17 protein-coding genes are annotated in these 20551 nt (G+C 60.5%); 6 read left to right on the forward strand and 11 right to left on the reverse strand.

Going from position 1 to position 20551, the window contains the following annotated elements; all coding sequences use genetic code 11:
• Positions 1-276: 276 nt before the first annotated feature.
• Positions 277-1731, forward strand: coding sequence for a TrkH family potassium uptake protein (locus ACQ5BM_RS26260; RefSeq protein WP_429817699.1), 1455 nt, complete (start codon positions 277-279; stop codon positions 1729-1731).
• Between the two features lie 108 nt (positions 1732-1839).
• Here ACQ5BM_RS26260 and ACQ5BM_RS26265 read toward each other — a convergent pair whose 3' ends face one another.
• The 9 genes from ACQ5BM_RS26265 to ACQ5BM_RS26305 all read right to left on the reverse strand — a co-directional run bounded on the left by ACQ5BM_RS26265 (position 1840) and on the right by ACQ5BM_RS26305 (position 13228).
• The gene (locus ACQ5BM_RS26265) at positions 1840-4203 is read right to left on the reverse strand and encodes a polysaccharide biosynthesis tyrosine autokinase (RefSeq protein WP_429817701.1); all 2364 of its coding nucleotides are present in this window, start codon (positions 4201-4203) and stop codon (positions 1840-1842) included.
• 73 nt (positions 4204-4276) lie between these two features.
• A complete protein-coding gene (locus ACQ5BM_RS26270; RefSeq protein WP_334198551.1) occupies positions 4277-5182 on the reverse strand; it encodes a UTP--glucose-1-phosphate uridylyltransferase in 906 nt (301 codons plus the stop codon).
• A 4-nt stretch (positions 5183-5186) separates the two neighbouring features.
• A complete protein-coding gene (locus ACQ5BM_RS26275; protein ID WP_429817703.1) occupies positions 5187-6203 on the reverse strand; it encodes a glycosyltransferase family 2 protein in 1017 nt (338 codons plus the stop codon).
• Positions 6203-7129, reverse strand: coding sequence for a glycosyltransferase (locus ACQ5BM_RS26280; protein ID WP_429817705.1), 927 nt, complete (start codon positions 7127-7129; stop codon positions 6203-6205). Before ACQ5BM_RS26280 ends, ACQ5BM_RS26275 begins: the two co-directional genes overlap by 1 nt.
• Complete coding sequence (locus ACQ5BM_RS26285) at positions 7126-8124, reverse strand: glycosyltransferase family 2 protein (RefSeq protein WP_429817708.1); 999 nt, start codon at positions 8122-8124, stop codon at positions 7126-7128. Before ACQ5BM_RS26285 ends, ACQ5BM_RS26280 begins: the two co-directional genes overlap by 4 nt.
• Positions 8121-9326 (reverse strand): glycosyl transferase family 1, encoded by a 1206-nt coding sequence (locus tag ACQ5BM_RS26290; RefSeq protein ID WP_429817710.1) that lies wholly within the window; start codon positions 9324-9326, stop codon positions 8121-8123. Before ACQ5BM_RS26290 ends, ACQ5BM_RS26285 begins: the two co-directional genes overlap by 4 nt.
• 100 nt (positions 9327-9426) lie before the next feature.
• Positions 9427-10209 (reverse strand): glycoside hydrolase family 16 protein, encoded by a 783-nt coding sequence (locus ACQ5BM_RS26295; RefSeq protein ID WP_429817712.1) that lies wholly within the window; start codon positions 10207-10209, stop codon positions 9427-9429.
• A 2-nt stretch (positions 10210-10211) separates the two neighbouring features.
• Positions 10212-11294: an acyltransferase family protein gene (locus ACQ5BM_RS26300; protein ID WP_429817972.1), complete on the reverse strand. Its 1083-nt coding sequence runs from the start codon at positions 11292-11294 to the stop codon at positions 10212-10214.
• Positions 11295-11743: 449 nt separating this feature from the next.
• Positions 11744-13228: a lipopolysaccharide biosynthesis protein gene (locus tag ACQ5BM_RS26305; RefSeq protein WP_429817714.1), complete on the reverse strand. Its 1485-nt coding sequence runs from the start codon at positions 13226-13228 to the stop codon at positions 11744-11746.
• Between the two features lie 122 nt (positions 13229-13350).
• Between ACQ5BM_RS26305 and ACQ5BM_RS26310 the strand changes: the two genes are divergently transcribed.
• The 3 genes from ACQ5BM_RS26310 (at position 13351) to ACQ5BM_RS26320 (ending at position 16208) form a co-directional block, all read left to right on the forward strand.
• Positions 13351-14316 (forward strand): glycosyltransferase family 2 protein, encoded by a 966-nt coding sequence (locus tag ACQ5BM_RS26310; RefSeq protein ID WP_429817716.1) that lies wholly within the window; start codon positions 13351-13353, stop codon positions 14314-14316.
• 89 nt (positions 14317-14405) lie between these two features.
• Positions 14406-15353 carry a polysaccharide pyruvyl transferase family protein gene (locus ACQ5BM_RS26315; protein WP_429817718.1) on the forward strand — a complete coding sequence of 316 codons (948 nt, stop codon included), beginning with the start codon at positions 14406-14408 and terminating at the stop codon, positions 15351-15353.
• A 414-nt stretch (positions 15354-15767) separates the two neighbouring features.
• Positions 15768-16208 carry a hypothetical protein gene (locus tag ACQ5BM_RS26320; protein WP_429817720.1) on the forward strand — a complete coding sequence of 147 codons (441 nt, stop codon included), beginning with the start codon at positions 15768-15770 and terminating at the stop codon, positions 16206-16208.
• Between the two features lie 58 nt (positions 16209-16266).
• Here ACQ5BM_RS26320 and ACQ5BM_RS26325 read toward each other — a convergent pair whose 3' ends face one another.
• Positions 16267-17286 (reverse strand): glycosyltransferase family 2 protein, encoded by a 1020-nt coding sequence (locus ACQ5BM_RS26325; protein WP_429817722.1) that lies wholly within the window; start codon positions 17284-17286, stop codon positions 16267-16269.
• A gap of 218 nt (positions 17287-17504) precedes the next feature.
• Entirely contained in the window at positions 17505-17777 is a 273-nt protein-coding gene (locus ACQ5BM_RS26330; protein WP_429817724.1) for an exopolysaccharide production repressor protein, read from the reverse strand.
• A gap of 740 nt (positions 17778-18517) precedes the next feature.
• Between ACQ5BM_RS26330 and ACQ5BM_RS26335 the strand changes: the two genes are divergently transcribed.
• Both ACQ5BM_RS26335 and ACQ5BM_RS26340 read left to right on the forward strand, forming a co-directional pair.
• Complete coding sequence (locus ACQ5BM_RS26335; RefSeq protein WP_429817726.1) at positions 18518-19198, forward strand: sugar transferase; 681 nt, start codon at positions 18518-18520, stop codon at positions 19196-19198.
• Between the two features lie 74 nt (positions 19199-19272).
• Positions 19273-20544 carry a polysaccharide biosynthesis/export family protein gene (locus ACQ5BM_RS26340; RefSeq protein ID WP_429817728.1) on the forward strand — a complete coding sequence of 424 codons (1272 nt, stop codon included), beginning with the start codon at positions 19273-19275 and terminating at the stop codon, positions 20542-20544.
• Positions 20545-20551 lie beyond the last annotated feature (7 nt).

The raw sequence follows: 20551 nt of genomic DNA on the forward strand, positions 1-20551 counted from the left end.
CCCAAAAGCCCTGATCTTTTCGTGAGTTAGAATTGATTGGGCAAAATGCCGCAGAACGGTTGTGGAAACCGTAGTGTCTTGCCGCTTGCAGCGCCTCTTGGCGCCCTCGGCAGTGATAAAGTGCTGAGACTGTGCGACAAGTACGGGCCGTTTGGCCAATGGCCCACGCGCTGTGCTGGCGCGGCGGGTGCGAATCGCGCGTCTTTCGGATTGAATGCCAGCCTATCCCAACAGCCGATTGGGGCTTTCGGACAACAGCGCTGAGGCCGTCGACCATTGCATGCACCTCTCTACCAGTCCGCGATCAACATCGCCGCGAAGGCAGCGTTCTACCTGTCGCTGGCGATGCTACTTCCGGCGGCGGTCGATTTGGTCCACGGGCATCCGGATTGGCGGATCTTTGCCGTTTCGGCCTTCATCACCGGGGGCATATCGCTCCTGACGATGGCAGCGACTGAGGGCGGGGCGCCGCCGTTCAGCCGCAAGATGGGCTTCCTCGTCGTCAACTTGCTCTGGCTCGTCATTTCGCTCGTCGGAGCGGTGCCTTTCTGGTTCTCTTCGCTGAAGCTTGATTTCGCCAAAGCCCTGTTTGAATCCGTCTCCGGCATCACGACCACTGGCTCAACCGTCATCACCGGCCTCGACTTCGCACCCCCGGGCATTCTTCTCTGGCGCTCGCTGCTACATTGGCTGGGCGGTATCGGGATCGTGGCGCTCGGGCTCTTCGTCATGCCTTATCTGCGTGTCGGCGGCATGTCCTTCTTCAAGATGGAATCCTCGGATACCACCGAGAAACCCTTCGCCAGGATCGTCACCTTCACGCGCGCCTTCATCCTCATCTATGTGGTGCTGACCGTTGCCTGCACCATTATCTATTCCTATCTCGGCATGAGCCGCTTCGACGCGCTGAACCATGCGATGTCGACGATCGCGACCGGAGGCTTTTCCACCCACGACGCCTCGCTCGGCTACTTCAAGAGCCTGCCGATCCTCTGGGTGGCCACGTTCTTCATGACCTTGAGCAGCCTGCCGTTTTCGGTGCTCATTCTCTTCATCGTTCGCGGCCGGCTCGATACGCTGAAGGATCCGCAGATCATCGTCTTCCTGTCCTATCTGACGGTGCTCGCGCTGGCGGCAAGCCTCTATCAGCGGCTTGCCAACGGCGTCGCCGCAAACGACGCGCTTGCGCACGGGTTCTTCACCGTTTCGTCGATTCTCTCGACGACGGGCTTTGCCAGCGACGACTACATGCTGTGGGGAGAGTTCATCGTCGCGCTTGCCTTTGCCGCAACCTTCATGGGCGGTTGCTCCGGTTCGACGGCCGGCGGCATGAAGGCCTACCGCTTCATCATCATCTTCAATTCCATCCGTGCGGGACTCTTCAAGTTGATCTACCCGAATGCCGTCCACACGGTGCGCTACGGCAAGGGCCTCATCGACATCGATGTCCAGCGCACGGTCTTCATGTTCTTCACCGCCTACATGTTCATCTGGGCGTTCGGCAGTCTGGCGATGGGCGCCATGGGCTATGATCTCGTCACAGCCGCATCCGCCATTGCCACGGCGCTCTCGAATGTCGGCGCCGGGCTCGGGCCGATCATCGGACCGGCCGGCAATTTCTCGACCTTGTCGGATCCGGCGCTTTACCTGCTGTCGGTCATGATGCTGCTCGGCCGTCTGGAAATCCTGACGGTGCTCGTCATCCTGACGCCGCTGTTCTGGAGGGATTGAGCTCAGCGCCTATCGGTCGCGCACCGATCCGGCTCCCTTGATCCCAAAAGACGAAGCCTTGGACCGTCTCCGATCCGAGGCTTCGTTTACTGCCGGGCAGGGAGGTCGTCAGGCCGCCTCGGTCCTGCGATAGGTCCCGGCGTTTTCGACATAGTATTTCTCGAAACGATGGCGATAGTGCTCGGGGCCACCGAAGTCGCTGTATTTCGCCAGCTCGTTCATATCCGTCTTGTTGAGGATTACGCCAAGGATCTTGCCGTTGATCTGCGGTTCGGAATTGAGCAGGTCACGCACCAGACGCGACGGCGTGCGGCCCCATTCGGCGACATAGATGAAGCCATCGGCGAGCGGTGAAAACGCCTTGGCATCGACCACCGGAGCCAGTGCCGCAAGGTCGACAACCACGTAATCGAACGATTTGCGGGCATTGTCGATGAGTTCGGCCATCGCCGGTGAGGCGAGCAATTCGTGGCTGTCATAAGGCTCGCTCTTTGCGCCTGCTTCCCCACCAACCGGGAAGATCGCCAGTTTTGTCTTCTGGTCGATCTTGATGCCGGCGGGCCAGGAGGTTTCGCCGATCAACGCCTCGACGAGGCCGGTCTTCGGCGGCGGGTTGATCATTTGGCTGAGACCCGGCTTGCGGATGTCGGCATCGATCAACAACGTCTTCTTGCCGCTCGCCGCGAGCAGTGCGGCAAAGTTCGCCGCGATGATCGACTTGCCCTCGTCCGGAACGGCCGAAACGATACCGATCACGCGCGAGCCGTTGCCGTGTAGCATCCGGTCACAGGCGAGCTTGGCGTTGCGGAAGGTCTCGGCGAAAGAGGAGCGCGGCGCGTCGAGCACGATGCGACTGACCCGCTCGAACGGCACTGCGGCCTGTGTCGTCGGTAGCGGTGTCTTGCCCTTCATCAAGTGCGCGCGAACCCGGTCCGTCGTGGTCGGTTGACGCGGGCCGATCAGCGGAACGTAGCCGAAAGACCTGTGTCCGAGGATGGAGCGCACGTCGCTTTCCAGCCGGAAGGTCCGCTCGCGGAACTCCTGGAACGCGGCAAAGGCACCGCCTGCCATCATGCCGAGCACAGCCGAAAGCGCCAGGACCAAGGTCTTCTTCGGGCTTGAGGGCGCAGTCGGAACGCCAGCGGCGGAGATGACCCGAGCCTTGGCGATCGGGAAGGAGCGCTGCTGCGAGGCCTGCTCATAGCGATTGAGATAGGTCTCGTAGAGGGTCTTCAACGCTGCCGACTTCTGCTCGAGTTCGCGCAGATGGACGAGCGACAGGTTCGCATCCGAGTTGCGACCGGTGGTGCCTTCGATGTTTTCCCGCAAGGAAGCTTCGCGCGAGCGCGCAACCTCGTATTCGTTACGGTAACTTGCGGTCAGTTGCTGGAGCTCCTGGAAGATCTGACGGCCGATATCGGACCTTTCCTTGCGCAGCGATACCGCCTGGGGATGATCGGCGCCGAAGCTCTGCGTCACTTCCTGTTCGCGTTTGCTGACGGCGAGGTAGCGGGTGCGCAGCTCCCGGATGACGGAGTTGTCGCCCTCCTTGGCGGAAATCGTCGCATTCTTGACCGCGGTTTCGGGTCCCTGGTCGACGATCGCCTGGAACTGCTTGAAGCGCGCGGAAGCGCTTGCCGTGTCGGCTTGAGCGATGATGAGCTGGCTGTTGAGATCTGCCAGCTGCTGTTCGGACATGAGTTCGCCGCGGGCGAGCGTCAGGCCGTTCTCGCTGCGATATTTCTCGACCTCTAGCGAAGCGGCCTGCGAGCGTTGCCTCAGATCCGCAAGGCGCTCCTGCAGCCACACGGAGGCGCGTTCCGTCGCGTCGAAATTGGCGTTCAGCTGATCGTTGAGATAGGCGTCCGCATAGCCGCGCACGATTGCCGCGGCGAGCTGTGGATCGCTGGAGCCGTAGGCAAGCGAAATGACGGAGCTTCTGTTGACGCGTTCGACGGCCAGTCCCTGCTGGATGAGCGCGGCCGCCTTCTGCCGCCGGCCATTGCGCGCTGCTTCTTCCGAGATCTCGGGTCCAAAGAACGAAAAGACGCCGGTTACGGATCTCAGCCAGTCCTTGACGACGCCGAAGGGCGAGCGTGGCGGATTGAGAACCGTATCGTTGTCGTCGAGGTTCATCTTGTCGACGACCCGCAAGGCGAGTTCGCCGGATTTCAGGATCTCGACGGCGCTCGCCATCTGTGTGTCGAGCAACTGGCTGTTCTGTGGTGTTGCCTCTTCCTCGGCGTATTTCGACAGGTTTTCGTCGAGCAGGATCTGCGTCATCGACGTATAGAACGCTGTCGCGAAAACGAGATAGACCGTGCCAAGTGCCAGGAAAAGCACGACGAACGCGCCAACCAGCCTGGCACGGCGGACGATGACCGAGAAGAGCCGGTCAAGGTCGATGAACCTATCGGGTTCCTCCATTTCCCGCGGCACGACGCTGTTGAATGGGAGACTTCTTTGGTTCATTGGGTCGCTCTGTCCGTTTCCCTTTTGATCCGACGGTTTGGCGCCCCTTCTAAAAAGGGGGCGCCAAACAACTTTATGCCGCGCGGATGCGGCCTTCGTGAGACAAGACCATGTCCTTGACCGAGGCATAGACCATGTCGCCGAGGTCCGCGCGCGCGAGCGCGAAGGCGACATTGGCGGCGATGAAGCCTTCCTTGGACCCGCAGTCGAAGGTGCGCCCCTCATAGGGATGGGCGTGAAAGGCTTGATTTTGCGAGAGTTTCAGCATCCCGTCGGTCAACTGGATCTCGTTGCCGGCACCCCGTTGTTGATGTGCGAGAATGTCGAAGATCTCGGGCTGAAGAATGTAGCGGCCGTTCAGATAAAAATTTGACGGTGCTTCGCCGGCACGCGGTTTTTCGACCATTTTCGTGACTTCGAAGCCGTAGGGAACTGCAGCGCCCTTGCCGACAATGCCATATTTCGATGCGTCTTCCGGGGCGCATTGTTCGACGCCAACGACGTTGCCGCCGGTCTGGCGATAGAGATCAACGAGACCAGCCATGCAGCCGCGCGCTCCGTGACACAACATATCCGGCAGAAGCAGCGCGAAGGGCTCATCGCCGATCAAGTCACGCGCACACCAGACGGCATGGCCGAGACCGAGCGGCGCCTGCTGCCGTGTGAAGCTGACGGAGCCAGCGCGTGGCAGCATCTCCTCGAGTTCGGAAATCTGGGCATTCTTGCCGGAACGGGTCAGCGACGAGATGAGCTCCGGCGTGTCATCGAAGTGGTCCTCGATTGCCTGCTTGTTGCGGCTGGTAACGAAAACAATGTGCTCTATTCCCGCCTGGCGGGCTTCATCGACCGCATATTGCACGACCGGACGATCGACGATCGTCAGCATCTCCTTGGGGATCGCCTTTGTCGCGGGGAGGAACCGCGTTCCATTGCCGGCGACCGGAATCACAGCTTTCCTGACGGTCCTGATACGGTCCATAGCTTTATCCTTTGCGTACGTGGGGGCTATTGCCCGAGGTGGATCGTTCAGCCGCCACCGCAGGTGTGGCGGACTTCAATCGTGCGAACGGTGCCAGCAAGCGGCGCAGCCGCACGGCGATTGGCATCCTGAGATGCCGAAGCGCGCGGGGGTCGGAGAAGGCCACCTGTGCGGCCTCCACCAACGATCTGGATTTCAGATGATCGACGAGGCGCAGGAAGGCATGTGCCTCGTGCAGGCTCCTGTCGCGGCGACGCTGCATTGTCATCGCCTCGGCATCTATCGCGTGTTTTGCCAGGAAATCCCTGTCGGCCGCGATCATCGCCTCGATGTGGCGAAGTTCGAGGACGCGGGAGATCGAGCCCTCGCGAATGTGGTAGCAATAGCCGGCCGAGGGATCGATGACGCAGCGCCCGCCGCAAGCAAGCGCGGACGCCAGCAGGATGTAGTCTTCCCCGATCCGGATGGCTTCCTCGAAGCGCAGGCCGTGCTCGTCCAGAAAACGCCGCTCGAAAATCGGCTTCATATAGCCAAAATTATAGGTCGTGCGGAAAAGCACATTGGATTGAATGAACGCCGCAAGCGTCAGCACCCGGTGGTGCTCGAGCAAGGCTTCGGGGAACATGCGCTCGACGCGCCCGTCGAGGTTTACAACATCGATGTTGTCGACGGCAATCTGTGCGCCAGCGGTCGTCGCCAAATCGATCATGCGGGACAGCCGATTGGCGGTGATGGTGTCGTCCGCATCGAGAATGGCGATCCAGTTGCCGCGTGCGGCTTCAAGCCCGGCATTGCGCGCTCCCCCTGGCCCACGGTTTTTTGAAAGCCGCAACAGCCGCACGCGGGGATCGGCGATCTCTTCGACCACGGCTGAGGTACCGTCGGCAGAGCAATCGTCGACGACGATCACTTCCAGATCGACGTCTTCCTGAGCGAGCGCGCTCAAAATGGCGCGCCGGATCGTGTCAGCGGCGTTATAGGCCGCGACGACAAAACTGACCTCTGGTGGGGAAAGCGTCATCAGGCGGTCGCGGCCCCATATTGCTGGAGTTCACGTACGCCGAGAAGGCCACTGACGACACCCGCATGCATGATGGCGCGCAAGGCGTAGCGCGAACGGGCGACCGGCGATCCGAGAAGGAGCAGGCTCGCTGCAGCGCAATAGCCGGATTTGGCCATCGCCCGGGCGATTTCCACAACCTGCCTTGCGGGTTGGGCCGGCTCGCTCAACAGGCGGCCATGGGTCTGGCCGGAGCGGAAGCGGCGTTTGGCAAGCCAGGCAAGGCGTGCCCGCTTTTCCGGAACCGGCTCGAAAACCAGCGCATCCGGGGCATAGGCGAGACGTCCGCCGGCCGCATGCATATGGCGGAAGAACTCCGTGTCCTCGCCGCCGGTCCGCCCGAGCGCCAGGTTGAACCGCCTGCCGGAAAGGACTGGACGGGTGAGATCGAGCAGGACATTGCAGGTGTAGCCCGTGCGGATTTCGCCATTGACCCATACGGGGCGGGTCGAATGAAAGTCACCCCGGCGCATCCAGTTCGGCGCAGACAAAGCGTATTCGGCGCGAACCGGGCCGAGCACGACATCGGCCCCGGTCGCAAGCGCCGTGTCGAGCAATTGCACGAGCCACGTTCTCGACACCGTCTCATCGTCGTCGACGAAGGCGAGATAGTGGCCGGAGCTGTTGTCGAGGCAGGCATTGCGGGCGATCGAAATATTCGACGCCGGGCAATGCACATAGAGGATCTCGAAAGGCATCGTCGGGCGCATCTGGTTGACCAATGCCTCGGCACTCGGCGTCGTGTCGTTGTCGGCGACGATCACGCGGATCTCGACATCGGCTGGCACCGTGATGAGCGCCAGTGAATGCAGCGTCTCGGCAAGCTCCGGCCGGCGAAAGGTGCAGACCGCAATATCGATCCGCTTTCTGGCGTGCGTTCCCGTCATGGCGCCATCTTTCGGTTTCGTGAGGTGAGCAGTTCCCGCCAAAAGCCGGCAGACCAGGCGAAATGCATGACCATGGCCGACAGGGCCGCAAGCGGGCCGTAGGGGTTCCTTTGGCCAAGCGCCATCCACATGCCGTAGCCGATGCAGGCGGCAGCCCAGAGCGCCACCGGCACGACGGCGAGCCAGTTGATGACGGCGAGCAGAGCGCCGATCGCGACCGGCGCCACGGCAAGCGGCAGAAGCTGCCGGAGGTTCGGCCAGGCGCGGTGCTTCAGCACATTGCGCGCGCGCCCGCGTCCATAGGCGAAGTATTGGCGAAAGAGCGGGCCGACCTTGGCGCGCGGATAGTAGACCATGCTCGTCCGGTCGGTCATCCAGATGCGGTAGCCCGCCTGACGGAAGCGATAGTCGAACTCCGCATCTTCGTTGTGGCTGAAGATCTCGTCATAGCCGCCGATCGCCTGGAAGGCGGAGATCCGCATCAGTGCGTGGTGACCGTGATCGGCCCAGTGGCTCATCGCCCCAAGTCGATGCTTAGCGCCGCCATTGCCGAGCTTGGAATTCTGGGCGTAGGCCGTCGCCTTCTGGAAGGGCGTGAAGCCGACCGTCTGCATTGCGACGACAACCGAATCCGCACCGGTCTCAAGCGCCTCTTCGACAAGGCGCTCGCAGTAGTCGTCAGGATAGGTTCCGTGCGCATCGATCCGGATCAGATAATCGAAGGACGCTCCATATTCGGCGACCGCTAGATTGATCGCCGCACTCTGGATGCGCTTGGGATTGTCGAGCGCAAGGACCGATGCGTCCGCCGCAGCGAGGCGGGCAGCAATCTCGCGCGTGCCATCCGTGCTGCCGCCGTCGACGATCAGAATGGCGCCGTTGAGCCGTGCCGCCGACGGTCGCAATCCCTGAACCAAGCCCTCGATGTGCTCGGCCTCGTTGAGGCAGGGAATGACGATCAGGGTTCGTGTCGAAGCCAGCGTGTTGTTGCTCATGACAATCCGCCTTCGTTCTGGGGCGTTGGGGCGAGTTTCGGCGCAATTCGCGGCGGAGCCGCCGATGTCGCCGCCGAAAGGCAACGGACCAGGTTTTCACAGTCGCTGCGATTGAAGATCCAGGTATCGGCCGCGCAAGCCGCGATCCGATCGGATGCCTCGGCGTAGCGTTCGGAGTCGACCGAGCCGAGGAGGGCGGCGAGAGCCTCCGGCTCCGCTTCGTCGAGCAGCATGCCGAGGCCGCGGATCGCAAGGAACCTTGCCGTCTCGGTACCACGCAGCGCAATCGGCACGCGGCCGAAGCGGCAGCCCTCATAGAGCCGGTTCGGCAACAGCCATTTTGAGTTCTGGCCTTCCTCGAAGAAATCGATCGCCCAGGTGAGGTGCACGTCGGAATAGATCGCGCCCAGTTCTTCCGGGCTGCGGTAGGGCCCGTGGAACTCAATGAACGGCTCATTGCGGACGAAGCCGTCGAAGTCGTCGAACTCCGAATAGGCGGGCCGACCGCGCAGAACGATCTGGAAGCGACCTTCCATCCTGCGGGAAAAGGCCGACAGCAGTGCCAAGGACTTGCGGCAGCGCAGTGCTCCAAACCAGCCGATCCGCCACGGCCCGTCCCCTGGCGGCGTTGCTGCTGGAACGAGCGGCCGCGCCACGGTTTCGTCGAGCTCAAGCACCTTGTTTTCCAGCATCATGGTCGGCGCCGAGATGCCGGAAAGCGGGCGGAAATAGTGCTCGACGAAGGCTGGAGAACTGGTGATCAGCAGTCGTGCATCCCGACCGAGAAACGCCTCGCTCGCCCGTAACGTCTTGCCGGCGATGTCGCGGCGCAAAAGCAGACGATGAATATCGAGACATTCGTAGACGATTGGCACGTCGCCGCCGAAAACACTGACGGCCTTCCTGGCGATCGACAGCATGTCGAGATTGCGCGCAATGATCAAATCAGGACGTTCGACATTGCGTAGTGCCTGCCTGAGCGAAAGGCAGCTCCTGGCAATCGCACCGATTCTTTGGACGAAACGCCCGTCATGCGTTGTCCCGAGCTCAATGGGCTCGATGCCCTCGATTGCCGCCAGCGGGTTGGCGTCACGCCGGAAACCAGCAAGCTTGACCTTTGCGCCTCCGGCAAGAAGCATCAGGATGCGCCGGCGGACGGCTGGATCGGCAAGATCCTGTGCGAAATAAAGTACCTGCAGCATTTACACCCGGTTTTCTGCTCGGCCGTCGCCGAGCATGGTTTAGAACGTTGCACGTCGCGGTTTGAACGCGTCGCCTATGAATGCTGTTCCTCGCCTCCGCCTAGTTCGTTCGGCAGGCGACCGACTCGGCAAACTGGCATTTGTCTCCCGGCGCGGTGAATGCGATCCGATCGATCTGCATTGTCGAAGGCCCCTTGTAGGAGAAGGTGCCCATCCAATCCGAAAGCGTGTCGCTTCCCCAGAGGCTGAGGAAGATCTTTTGCGGGTTGGTGGGGATCTTCGCGGGGTCGGTGACTTCGTGGACCAGTTCGCCGTTGACGTAGTAGCGGATCCGCTCCTTTTCCCAGACGAAGGCGTAATCGTTGAACCCCTGGTTGGCACCGCCGGGCACGTCGACAAGCTTTTCGTTGCCGCCCTTGGCGGAGACATATTGGTTGATCTGAACCTTTGCGGGGTTCTTGCCGAGGACTTCGAAATCGATCTCGTCATGCGGCTTCTTGTCAGCCGGGCCGATATAGGTGAAGAAGGCCGAGTTCAGCCCCGAACCATCGGCCGTCTTGATGCGGGCTTCGTAGGTGCCGTAGCTGAAGCGCTTGCGCGTCTGGATCTCGCCGCAGACGTAGTCGCGCTTGCCAAGCTTTCCTTCGGCAAAGGAGAGTTCCGCAATGCCGTTCTCAACCTTCACCTGCTTCTTGGACCAGGTGCAGTTCTGGTGTGCCCCGTTGTTCCAGCCGTCTGAGACGTACCAGATGCCGGTTTCGAGGGTATCGAAGTTGTCGATGAAGGACGTTGCCTCTGCAGTGCCCGCGGCGTTTGCCGGGCCGGCAAGGCCAATGGCGACAAGGCTCAAAAGGGCAAGGCGGTGAGGTCCGGAAGATCTCATGGTCAGGTCCTTTGCTGTGGTGAGAGTTCGGCGCGCGCTTCCGCCGGCAGCGCCCTCGCGCCTCGGGTCGCTCCCGCTCGACTGCCGGTCAGGATTGCGGTCAGGTTCGGAAGCCAACGCCCGGCGAGGCCGTAGGCGGCGACAAGGATGGCGATCGTGATGAACGGAACCGTGTAGTAGAAGGCCGGGTAATATCCGAAACCGGTGCGGTTCCAGATCATCCAGAAGAGAACCAGCAGCGGATAGTGCGTACAGAAGATCCAGAAGCTGAGCCCGCCGCCGCGCGCCAGCGATGCCCCGAAGCTCGTGCGGACCAGGAACGCGGAAACCGCCCAGGAGCCGAGGATGCCGGACAACGCCGTCAGGCTGCGCAGCATGTCGACCCAGACAGGGAAGTCGGGTCCGTACGGGTAGAGCACGAGAGAAAGCAGCACCGAGGCGGCAAGAACGGTGATGGCGATCGGCCACGAAAAGCGATCGAGACTGCGAACGTCGACGCGATGCAGGCTCATGTAGATGCCGGCACTGAAACCAAAGAGGATCGACTTCTTCAGGAAGATCCCGTTTGGCAATGGCAGCACGACATAGGCGAACAGCAGGGCGAGCGTCTGCATCGGATAGCGCATGATCAGCCACGCCAGGACCGGCGAAAGCACGATGCAAAGCAGCAGATCCCTGAGGAAGTAGAGCGGAACGTTGATCGGCAGACCCTGGAGCGCCACGGCAAGGTTCAACCATTCCCGTGCGCTTGCACCCACGACATCGGGCAGGTAGCCGAAGCTGATACCCTTGCTTTGCGCAACGAAGGCGAGCGCAAGAAAAGCTATGTTCCAAAGCAGGAAGGGCAACAGGACGGTTCTTGCCTTTGTCTTCAGCGTCTTGCCGTAATCAAAATTGTCGAGGCCACGCCGGAACAGGAGATAACCGGAGATCGCGCTGAGACACGGGACGCCGACACGAAAGAGGCTGTCGCCGAGGAAGACGCGCAGCCAATCGAGCACACCATAGGTGCCAACATACGGGCTCGTCGCCGGATCATACGGCACGTGCACGAAGACGATGCCGGAGATCAGTACGATGCGCATCAGATTGATCCGCGACGAGATGTTCGCGTTCACATCCACGATGTCCGTCACCCCTATCTGCCAGCGCCATTTGCAGGCGACCGTTTCAACAGAGCAGACCAGAGCCCGCATTTCACTGTGCTAAAGGTAGGCTCGGGCGCGGATCAAAATATGGCGCCGCAGCAAACGAATCGGTCGTATTTTGTTGCGGCGCAGCATGGCGCGCGCCGCAGTTTCTAGGAAAATGTACCTATCTGACCGGCGGTGGCGAGGAAAAAAGCCTATGCCCTCGGCATTTACGGAATATTATCAAACGCTTATTTTCCGGATGCCCCTGCTTGCATAATTCGCGCTTAGGCGCGTTAAAATTGTGCATTTTTTCTCTTTCGTCAGGCGAAAAATGACCTGTGCGAGCGCGCACCAAGCCGAAATGCGGCGAGGGTGAGGCAGTTTGCCGCCCGTGAAATCGGTTATTCCGCCGCCGCGGGCATGGTCGGCGAAACATCGCGTTTGCGGATCATGCCGTAGAGTTTCAGCAACAATGGACGTTCCACCAGAAGCATCAGCACGAGATAGATCAGCCCGCCGACCGCGGTTCCGATAACCACCTGCACGACCGCGTTCGGGACAATCGCACCATAGAAATCCAGCAACAGCCTGACGGCAACCGCCATCGCGAAGGCGGCGATCATCGGCCTGATCGAGACCAGGAAGCTGCGGAAGAAGGGCAGGCGGTCGGCCCGGAATACCACCCAGGAATAGCCGACCAGCGTTGCCAGATTGACGATGCAGAGCGCAATCATGGCGTCCACGAGCGAGCCGCCGATCGCCCCATACGCGACCGCCGCGGTCGTCACGACGGCGCGGATCACCGCCCACCAGAAGAGGACGGTCCCCTGGCCGATCCCTTTCAGGTAGGGAATGTAGGTGCTGCAGGGTGTCAAAAGTCCCTTTGACAGTGCAAGCAATCCAAGGGCCGGCCAGGCTGCCGCCCATTGCTGGCCAAAAAGCACCAGCATCGCCGGTTCGGCGAGCGCCCAAAGGCCAAACATCATCGGCGCGAGCAGAACGGTGGTGACCTGTGTGCTCAGCATCAGCGCTTGTGACCGACGTTGACGATCTTCGCCCATATGGCTGAAGGCTGGAAAGAGCACGCCCATGACGGCCGAAAGCACGATCTGGTTGGGAATGCTGGAGAAACGGTTTGCCGCCGAATAGGCTCCGGCGTCCGAAAGGCCTAGGTACCGGCTGATCACCACCATCGGCGATTGGAAAGTGACGAAATTGGCCATTTCCGACCCCATCATGCCGAAACTGAACCGGCTGAGCGTAAGAACGCGGCGCGGGGAAAAGACCAATCGGGGCACATAGCCGGATACCGTATAGAGGCCGGCAAGGCGGATGAATGCGGAGACGAAAAGCTGCGCTAGCAGCGACCAGACGCCGAAGCCAAGAAGGGCTACCGCGACGGCAACAAGCGCCCCGACGGTCTCGGAGATCATGGTCCAGACGGCGTCCTTGCTGAAATTCATCCTGCGGGCAAGGAGCGAATAGGCGACGTCTCCGCCAAGCTGCAGCGGGATCAGCAGGCTCATGATCCGCAGCAGGTGGCCCGCCTCAGGCGCCCCGAGCAGGCTTGCGAGCGGATCGGCGAAGACAAAAAGCGCAAGCGCCATCAGAAGCGCGACCGCGAGATTGGCCCAGAAAGCGGAGTGGATGAGCTCCATGTCTTCGTCGCGCTGAATGATCAGCGCGGAGGCGAGGCCAGCACCGCCGATCATCGCCAGAAACTGCACGACAGTGAGCGCAACGGCCACCGTTCCGAACTCTTCCGGCGTCAGTATACGCGCCAGAATCGGCACCGTGACAAACTTCAGCCCGAAAGTACCTGTTTTTGAAAGGACGCTCCAGCCGACATTCCGTGTCACGGACTTGGCATTTACGGTTGAGGGCATAGCGAGCATCCTATGATGCCTTTGAAGGATTTCCGACAAAGGACTAGGGCTAGATATAAGGCCGCGACCCGGTGGGAGGAGACCACGCAATACTCTTTTAGAGAAACCGCAGGGGCGAAAAGATGGCGAAGCTGACTGTTATTATTCCGTACTATCAGAAGGAACCGGGTATTCTTCGGCGGGCGCTCGGCTCCGTCTTTGCCCAGACGTTCCAGGACTTCCACGTTCTGGTGATAGACGATCGTTCACCCTATTCGATCGATGAGGAGTTGAAACCGTTAACTGACGAGGAGCGGGCGCGGCTGACCGTGATTCGCCAGCCCAACAAGGGGCCTGGCGGCGCACGCAACACCGGACTGGACCATGTTCCTGACGATGCCGAATTCGTGGCATTCCTCGATTCCGATGATGAATGGACCCCGGACCATCTGAAAAACGCTTATGAAAGCATGAGCCGCTTTGGCGCCGACTGCTATTGGGCCTCGATCACCGGCGGTGAGGCGTTCTACTACCATTTCGATGTCGCCGAACTGACGGAAAGCCACAGCGTCGTCAGGCTGCAGGAAGCGCCGCTGGTCGTCGAAATTCCTGACCTTACCAATGTGATGCTCAGAAACTGGAGCTTCCTGCATCTCTCTTGCATGGTGATCGGGCGCAGCCTTTTCGAGAGGATCCGCTTCGATGCGGCGCTGAGACTGGCGGCGGAGGACGTGTTGTTCTTCTGCGACTGCATTCTCGCCGCAAGACGCGTCGTGCTTTGTGACGAAGCTGGCGCCGAGCGGGGCGAGGGCATCAACATCTTTCACTCGATCGACAACGATTCGCCGCAGTTCCTGCAGCAGCAGTTCAACACCTTCGTTGCTCTGGAAACGCTCGAGGGCCGCTTCTCACGCAAGCCCACGGCAATCGCATCGATCCGCTCTTATCAACATACGGCACGGCGTCAGGCGCTGTGGAGCCAGGCGCGCCGGCTCAAGCGACGCAAGTCGCCGCAATTCCGCTTGCTGGCGCGTTGGGTTCTGCGTGATCCCAAGCTCCTGCGAAGCGCACTGGAACTCGCTTTCGGCAAGTTTTCCCGCTCGCATTGAGCAACCGAGACGCTCCTTCGAGGAGGAACAACAAGACCTGCCTGTCGGTACCCGGACGTACCCAGCATTTTGTAAGAAGGGACTACCCCATGAACCCCTATTATTGGGAATCTCAGCACGGCAATTTCGGCGACGACCTCAATCTTTGGCTCTGGGATTTCCTGCTGCCGGGGTTGCGCGACGTTCGTGAGGATATCCTGCTGGTGGGCGTCGGCACGGTGCTCAACCGGGCGCTTCTGCCCGACGGCATCAGAAAGCTCGTTATCGGCAGCGGCTTCGGCTATGGCACCCTGCCAGACATGCATGACCCGAAGGAATGGGACATTCGTTGTGTTCGAGGCCCCCTGACCGCCGGGAAAATCGGCATCGCGCCCGAACTGGGCATTGTCGATCCCGCCGTGATGGTCGCCGAGATGCCGGAGTTCCAAAATCTGCCGAAGCGCCACAAACGCAGCTTCGTTCCGCACTGGGAAAGTGCGGTTGCCGGCATGTGGCCGGTCACCTGCGGTACGGTCGGCCTGCACTATATCGATCCGCGTGGCGAAGCGAAAAGCGTGATCCGTGAGATTGCCCAGTCCGAACTCATCATCGCCGAATCGATGCATGGGGCCATTCTCGCGGATGCTTTCCGCGTGCCATGGGTAGCCGTGACGACTTCTGACAGCATCAACAGCTTCAAGTGGAACGATTGGGCAAGCACCGTCGGTGTCCACTATCAACCCCGCCACGTACCGGTCTCGAGCCGCGCCGAAGCCATACTCAAGGGAGAGCGTTTCTGGGGTATGGGCTTCGAGGCACAGGCGCTGGTAGGAGCCCCGAACCTCCGTCCTCCCGGTCACGGTGTGATCGCGGTAGCAACAGAGCCGCGACAGACCTTCCTGCGCAGCGCCGCCAAGCAGGTTCTTGCCGCACCTTCGACGCTCGCACTTTGGCAGGCTATGCGGGCGACACCGCAATTGAGCAGCGACCCCAGACTTGCCGAGCGCAAGGACCGCTTTCAGGAGGTTCTGGCGGCCGTGCGGCGCGCATATTTCTGATGACACGGCCACGGCATTGGCGCGCCAGTGCTGATGCACGGAACTGATCGCCCATTCGACCAGGAGAGAAGGTCGACTGCCGCCGGTCCTGTCCGGATGGGCGCACCATGATGAGGATTCGAGTGCCGTCCTGTTGCCAAGCCGCGACGGCTGTTGCCTAAGCCATTGGTTTCGATCCAAAAAAATGAATCCGGGCAAAGATCAGCACGCGGACTCAGTCGCATCCATCCATTCAGGGATCGGATGCCGCAGGCACACTCAACAGAAGCGGCTTGTCGTGAGGGGCCAGCCCCGTCGAAAATCAGTTTACGGGCGCGGAACTAATGTCCGCCCGGGCTGTTCAGTTGTAACTTTGATACGACGCTGACGTATCCGGCCCACCGGGTCCGCGGCGACAATTGAGGAGCTCTCATCATGAAAATCTCGTCCAGCTTCCGTTCAGTCGCGGTCACCGTTATCGCCGCGGCGGGAATCAGCATTGCCAGCGCTGCGCACGCCGACTCCGGCAAGATCAGCTTCGCCATCTACAAGGCCGCTTTCTTCGTGGGTGGCGCCGGAGGCGAGGGTACGCTCACCTTCCATGGTCACCGCTACCCGATCACGGTTGGCGGCATTTCGGGCGGCCTCGCCTTTGGGGCTTCTAAGACCTATTTCCACGGCACCGTTCGCCACATTCGGCGCGCCCGAGATGTGACGGGGGTCTACGGCGCGGCAGGCGGTGGTGGTGCGCTCGGTAAAGGGGCCCAGGTGATTGTCATGACCAACGACAAGGGCGCCGAACTCGAACTCTCAGGCAAGCAGGTCGGCCTGCAAGTCAACGCCGATGTCAGCGGGATGACCATCACGATGAAGTAGGGAGTGTCACCCGTTCGCCAGCCCCCGGATAGGCCCCCGGATAGGCAGGAGTGGAAACTTAGCGATTGGACGCTTGGCCGTCCGCAGTTACGGGAAGGAGATAACGCAACCCTCCGGCGCCGCCGAGCGCGGCCGGAGCATCCGAGCGAGACCTCCTGAAGCGCTCGGTCTTGTCGGCAAGAATGCCGGCCGTGACGGCGGGAACAGCATCGGGTTGCCGCAGAAGGTAACCTATTGCGGCAACAGCGCCGCGTTCTCTCTTCAGATCAAGAAAGTGCCGGTGCTGATAACGGCTCCTGATATGTCGCTCGTGTCTTCGGATCGCGGCCTCCGCCGCGCTCTCCAGCCTGTTCGCCGCGAGGATAGTCCGGTCGGCCTCGTAGAGCCGTTTGAGATCCTCGGTGCGGTGACTGCCGCTCAAGGAATTGCTGCGAACGATTGCGGCATAGCCGCAACTGCGAATGACCTTGTAGCGCGCGCCCTTGGCCAAAGCGCTAAGATAGAGATCGTAATCTTCGCCCAGCCGAAGCGTTTCCTGGTAGCGGATGGAGTGAGCATCCAGAAAGTCGCGGCGCATCAACGGCTTCAAGAACCCGACCTCACCGCGCTTCATGCCGCGCCGGGAGATGTTGCCGTCGACGAAATCGATAAGGCCGAGGAGCCGAGGCTGCGGTTGAAAGTCATCGATCTTCCGGGCGACGTCGCTCGCTGCGGCCTCGTCCATGAAGGCGATGTTGTCGGCAATAAAGTCCCAATCATCCTCCGCGAGCAACCGGCCGAGGCGACCCGGCAGGAAGAAATCGTCGGCATCGAGGATAGCAAGCACCGGTGAACGACTGATCGAAATGGCATGGTTGCGCGCGGCTGACGGCCCACGATTGCTTTCGAAGCGGACGATCGTCAGGCGCCCGCTCAGGTCATCGGCTAAGCGCGCAGCCGCCTCGGTTTCATCCGTCGAGCCGTCGTCGATAACCACCACTTCGGCGCTTTCCGGCTCGGCCAAGGCCGATGCAACGGCTCGGGCGATGGTCGCCTCGGCATTCTTTGCGGCGATGATGACGCAGACGTCCGTGGTCATGAGGGCCTCCAGCATCGTGTCTTACCGGCAGCGCACTGGTCATTGCGTTCGCTGCGGCACTTCCGTTCAGCGTGGCCCGCTTCTGGGTCAGGTCGGCCACGTCACGTCGCCGACGATGGCGACGGCCGAACCATGCAGGGCGATCGTGTCGCAAACGCGTCAAAGATAAGATTTTCTGGTGGATCGCTGCCGTCAGCCGACTGCAAGTCCGGTCGGGATCAGCGATTGAAATGCCCGGGGCGATCAAGGCTACGCGGCGCTGCCTTCTCGTCGCTAGCCAATTGCATCAACGCGGCGGCCTGTCTTTCCTTTTCCCGCGTCTTCTTCCAGACGAGGTAAAGCACGGCCAGGAAATAGCCGACCTGCATCAGCACGGCGCATATGGCGGTCTGGAGAAGTGTCGACGCCAGTGAACCGTTTAGGAAGTAGGTAACGATCGCAAATACGGCGAGTGCGCCGAGCATGCTCGCAAGAACGCGTGGTGCGTACATAGCGCTACCTCGCACTCGGTAATGTCGACGATGTAGTCATCGGAGTTCGGCCTTTCCTCCTCAGAGTTCCACTATATTGGCAGCGCCCTTTCGCTTCAACCGCCAAAAGCCCGCATCCTGCTGCCACTCTGCCTCCAAAGTCTTTATGTCGCGTTTAGGACACCAGCATACGAATCAAATTGGCCGTTTTTCGATCCCGCGTCGATCCGGCCTTTGTGACTCCATGGCAATCCTAAGGCAATTCCTCCACCATCCGGCGTTTTGTCAGGCCCGCACCGCCCACTGGTTGCTGTTTGAATAACGATTGAGATCACCTTTTGTTACAAAATTAACTTTTGGTGTCTCGCAGCGCGTGCGGTGCAAAACCTTGTTGCAACGCAGCATTTCGCCGGAAAGACTGACGCCTGTCAATTTTCATCGGGGCTAAAACACGTGATTGCAGGTGAAGGCAAACATAACAGATACCAAGATATATTGGTTTGATCGCAACGCAATTGTGCGCCTTGAATACAATACACGAAAGCGCCGAACGTAAGACTTCGTCGTCTGATAATATATCGTCTCACGGGATGGAAATATTATATATTCCAAATCAGTGATATTCGTCATTTGGGCGCCTTGCGGGTGCCGGCCATTATTTTGCCTTCAAAAGACAAATTCTCACCACACACTCTCCCTTGAATAATGAGTGCTCCCTTTCGGGGGACCGACCATTCGCCAACGTAAATGGAGTCACCTCTATGAAGTCTGCGACTCGATCGGCCAATTCGCCGTTTTTCAGTGCCGCAGAGACTGCGGCGCTCAAGCCTGTGGGTGGTATTTCGAAGCGTGGCTTCGATATTTTTGCCGCTTCACTGGCGCTCGTCTTTCTGAGCCCGCTCTTTTTGATGCTGGTTGCGCTCGTCAAGTTCTCTGACGGCGGCAGCGTCTTCTATGGCCATCGCCGTATCGGTCACAACGGGAAGCCTTTCCGTTGTCTGAAATTCCGCACGATGCGGGCGGACGGCGACCGGATTCTGCAAGAGCATCTTAGAAACAATCCAGCCGCTTACGAGGAGTGGCGTGCGACACGCAAACTGCAGGATGACCCCCGGGTCACCGTCGTCGGCAGCGTGTTGCGCAAGCTGAGCCTCGACGAACTGCCACAGCTCATCAACATCCTGCGCGGTGAAATGAGCATCGTCGGCCCCCGGCCGGTGGTGCAGGATGAGCTGGAGCTCTATGACAGTGCTGCCGTCTACTACCTGCAATCGCGTCCCGGTCTGACCGGCCTGTGGCAGATCAGCGGGCGCAACGACGTTTCCTACGCGGCTCGCGTCGCGTTCGATACCCACTATGTCCAGAACTGGTCCTTGCTCAGCGACGTCTCCATCGTCGTGAAGACCATTCCAGCCGTTTGCTTCTCGCGCGGCAGCTACTGACGATCAGCGCTTTGACTCCCGCCCGACCCAACAAGGTCGGCCGCGGGATCGGCGTCTTTTAACGGGAAGCTCATATGAACAAACATGCTCCGTCAGGGAAGTCCCGGATTTCCCGCAAGGTGTCTCGTTTCCTTCACCACACCGTCCTGGCCGGCGCTTTGGTCTTCGGGGCCGCGCAGGTCCGAGCCGAGGAATATCAACTTGGCACCATGGACAAGCTCAAAATCCGCGTAGCCGAATGGCAGACCGCTGAAGGCGCGGTGCGCGATTGGTCGGTCATCACCGGTGAATACACCGTTGGGCCGTCCGGCGCCCTGTCGTTGCCGTTCATCGGCGATCTACCGGCGGCCGGCAAGACGACCGCCGAGGTCGGTGAAGCGATCGGCGAGAAGATGCAGACCCTGTTTGGCCTGCGCGATCGCCCATCCGCCTCCGTCGAACTCGCACAATACCGCCCGCTCTATCTATCGGGCGAGGTCGAAAAGCCAGGCGAATATCCATACGCACCCAATCTGACGGTGCTGAAAGCGATAAGCCTCGGCGGCGGGTTGCGTCGCTCCGAAAGCGGTCAACGCTTCGCCCGCGACTACATCAACGCTCATGGCGAATCGAGCGTACAGACGGCCGAACGCAACAGGCTGCTGATCCGGCGCGCGCGGCTTCAGGCGGAGATTGCCAACAAGCAGGACATCGAGTTGCCGAAGGACCTCCAGGGCGTGCCGGGCATCGACAAGCTTCTTGCGAACGAGACGGCCCTGATGAACTCGCGCGACCGGAAGCAGAAGCTGCAATTGAAGTCACTCGCCGACTTGAAGTCGTTGCTGGAAAGCGAAATCCAGTCGCTGACAAAGAAGTCGGAAACACAGAACCGCCAGATGGAGCTGGTGGTGGAAGATCGCGAGAAGGTCGAGAGCCTGGCCGAAAAGGGGCTGGCGCTCAGCCAGCGCAAGCTGTCGCTGGAGCAGCGGGTAGCAGAACTACAGGCGGCTTTGCTCGACATCGACACGGCCTCGCTCAAGGCGAAGCAGGATGCCAGCAAGGCGGCACAGGACGAGACCAATCTTCGCAACGACTGGGACGCGCAATTGGCGCAGGATCTCCAGAACACCGAAGCCGAACTCGACACGCTGCAGCTGAAGCTCGGCACCAGCCGCGACCTGATGGCAGAAGCGCTGTTGCAATCGGCAGAAGCGGCACAATCGAAGAACAATACGGAAGATGCCGTCATCGCCTATTCGATCATCCGCGAGCGTGACGGCAAGCCGAGCGAGATCCCTGCCGATGAAAACACGGCGGTGTTGCCCGGTGACGTCATCAAGGTTCAAGCCAACCTCGCGACGCAGTAGGATCCGC

Source organism: Ensifer sp. B1-9 (genome assembly GCF_050474445.1).
GTDB lineage: Bacteria > Pseudomonadota > Alphaproteobacteria > Rhizobiales > Rhizobiaceae > Ensifer.

Excerpts from the sequence above, each read along its gene's own strand:
- ACQ5BM_RS26265 (WP_429817701.1), bottom strand. The coding sequence starts at position 4,203 with ATGAACCAAAGAAGTCTCCCATTCAACAGCGTCGTGCCGCGGGAAATG.
- ACQ5BM_RS26270 (WP_334198551.1), bottom strand. The coding sequence starts at position 5,182 with ATGGACCGTATCAGGACCGTCAGGAAAGCTGTGATTCCGGTCGCCGGC.
- ACQ5BM_RS26275 (WP_429817703.1), bottom strand. The coding sequence starts at position 6,203 with ATGACGCTTTCCCCACCAGAGGTCAGTTTTGTCGTCGCGGCCTATAAC.
- ACQ5BM_RS26280 (WP_429817705.1), bottom strand. The coding sequence starts at position 7,129 with ATGACGGGAACGCACGCCAGAAAGCGGATCGATATTGCGGTCTGCACC.
- ACQ5BM_RS26285 (WP_429817708.1), bottom strand. The coding sequence starts at position 8,124 with ATGAGCAACAACACGCTGGCTTCGACACGAACCCTGATCGTCATTCCC.
- ACQ5BM_RS26290 (WP_429817710.1), bottom strand. The coding sequence starts at position 9,326 with ATGCTGCAGGTACTTTATTTCGCACAGGATCTTGCCGATCCAGCCGTC.
- ACQ5BM_RS26295 (WP_429817712.1), bottom strand. The coding sequence starts at position 10,209 with ATGAGATCTTCCGGACCTCACCGCCTTGCCCTTTTGAGCCTTGTCGCC.
- ACQ5BM_RS26300 (WP_429817972.1), bottom strand. The coding sequence starts at position 11,294 with ATGCGCATCGTACTGATCTCCGGCATCGTCTTCGTGCACGTGCCGTAT.
- ACQ5BM_RS26305 (WP_429817714.1), bottom strand. The coding sequence starts at position 13,228 with ATGCCCTCAACCGTAAATGCCAAGTCCGTGACACGGAATGTCGGCTGG.
- ACQ5BM_RS26310 (WP_429817716.1), top strand. The coding sequence starts at position 13,351 with ATGGCGAAGCTGACTGTTATTATTCCGTACTATCAGAAGGAACCGGGT.
- ACQ5BM_RS26315 (WP_429817718.1), top strand. The coding sequence starts at position 14,406 with ATGAACCCCTATTATTGGGAATCTCAGCACGGCAATTTCGGCGACGAC.
- ACQ5BM_RS26320 (WP_429817720.1), top strand. The coding sequence starts at position 15,768 with ATGAAAATCTCGTCCAGCTTCCGTTCAGTCGCGGTCACCGTTATCGCC.
- ACQ5BM_RS26325 (WP_429817722.1), bottom strand. The coding sequence starts at position 17,286 with ATGACCACGGACGTCTGCGTCATCATCGCCGCAAAGAATGCCGAGGCG.
- ACQ5BM_RS26330 (WP_429817724.1), bottom strand. The coding sequence starts at position 17,777 with ATGTACGCACCACGCGTTCTTGCGAGCATGCTCGGCGCACTCGCCGTA.
- ACQ5BM_RS26335 (WP_429817726.1), top strand. The coding sequence starts at position 18,518 with ATGAAGTCTGCGACTCGATCGGCCAATTCGCCGTTTTTCAGTGCCGCA.
- ACQ5BM_RS26340 (WP_429817728.1), top strand. The coding sequence starts at position 19,273 with ATGAACAAACATGCTCCGTCAGGGAAGTCCCGGATTTCCCGCAAGGTG.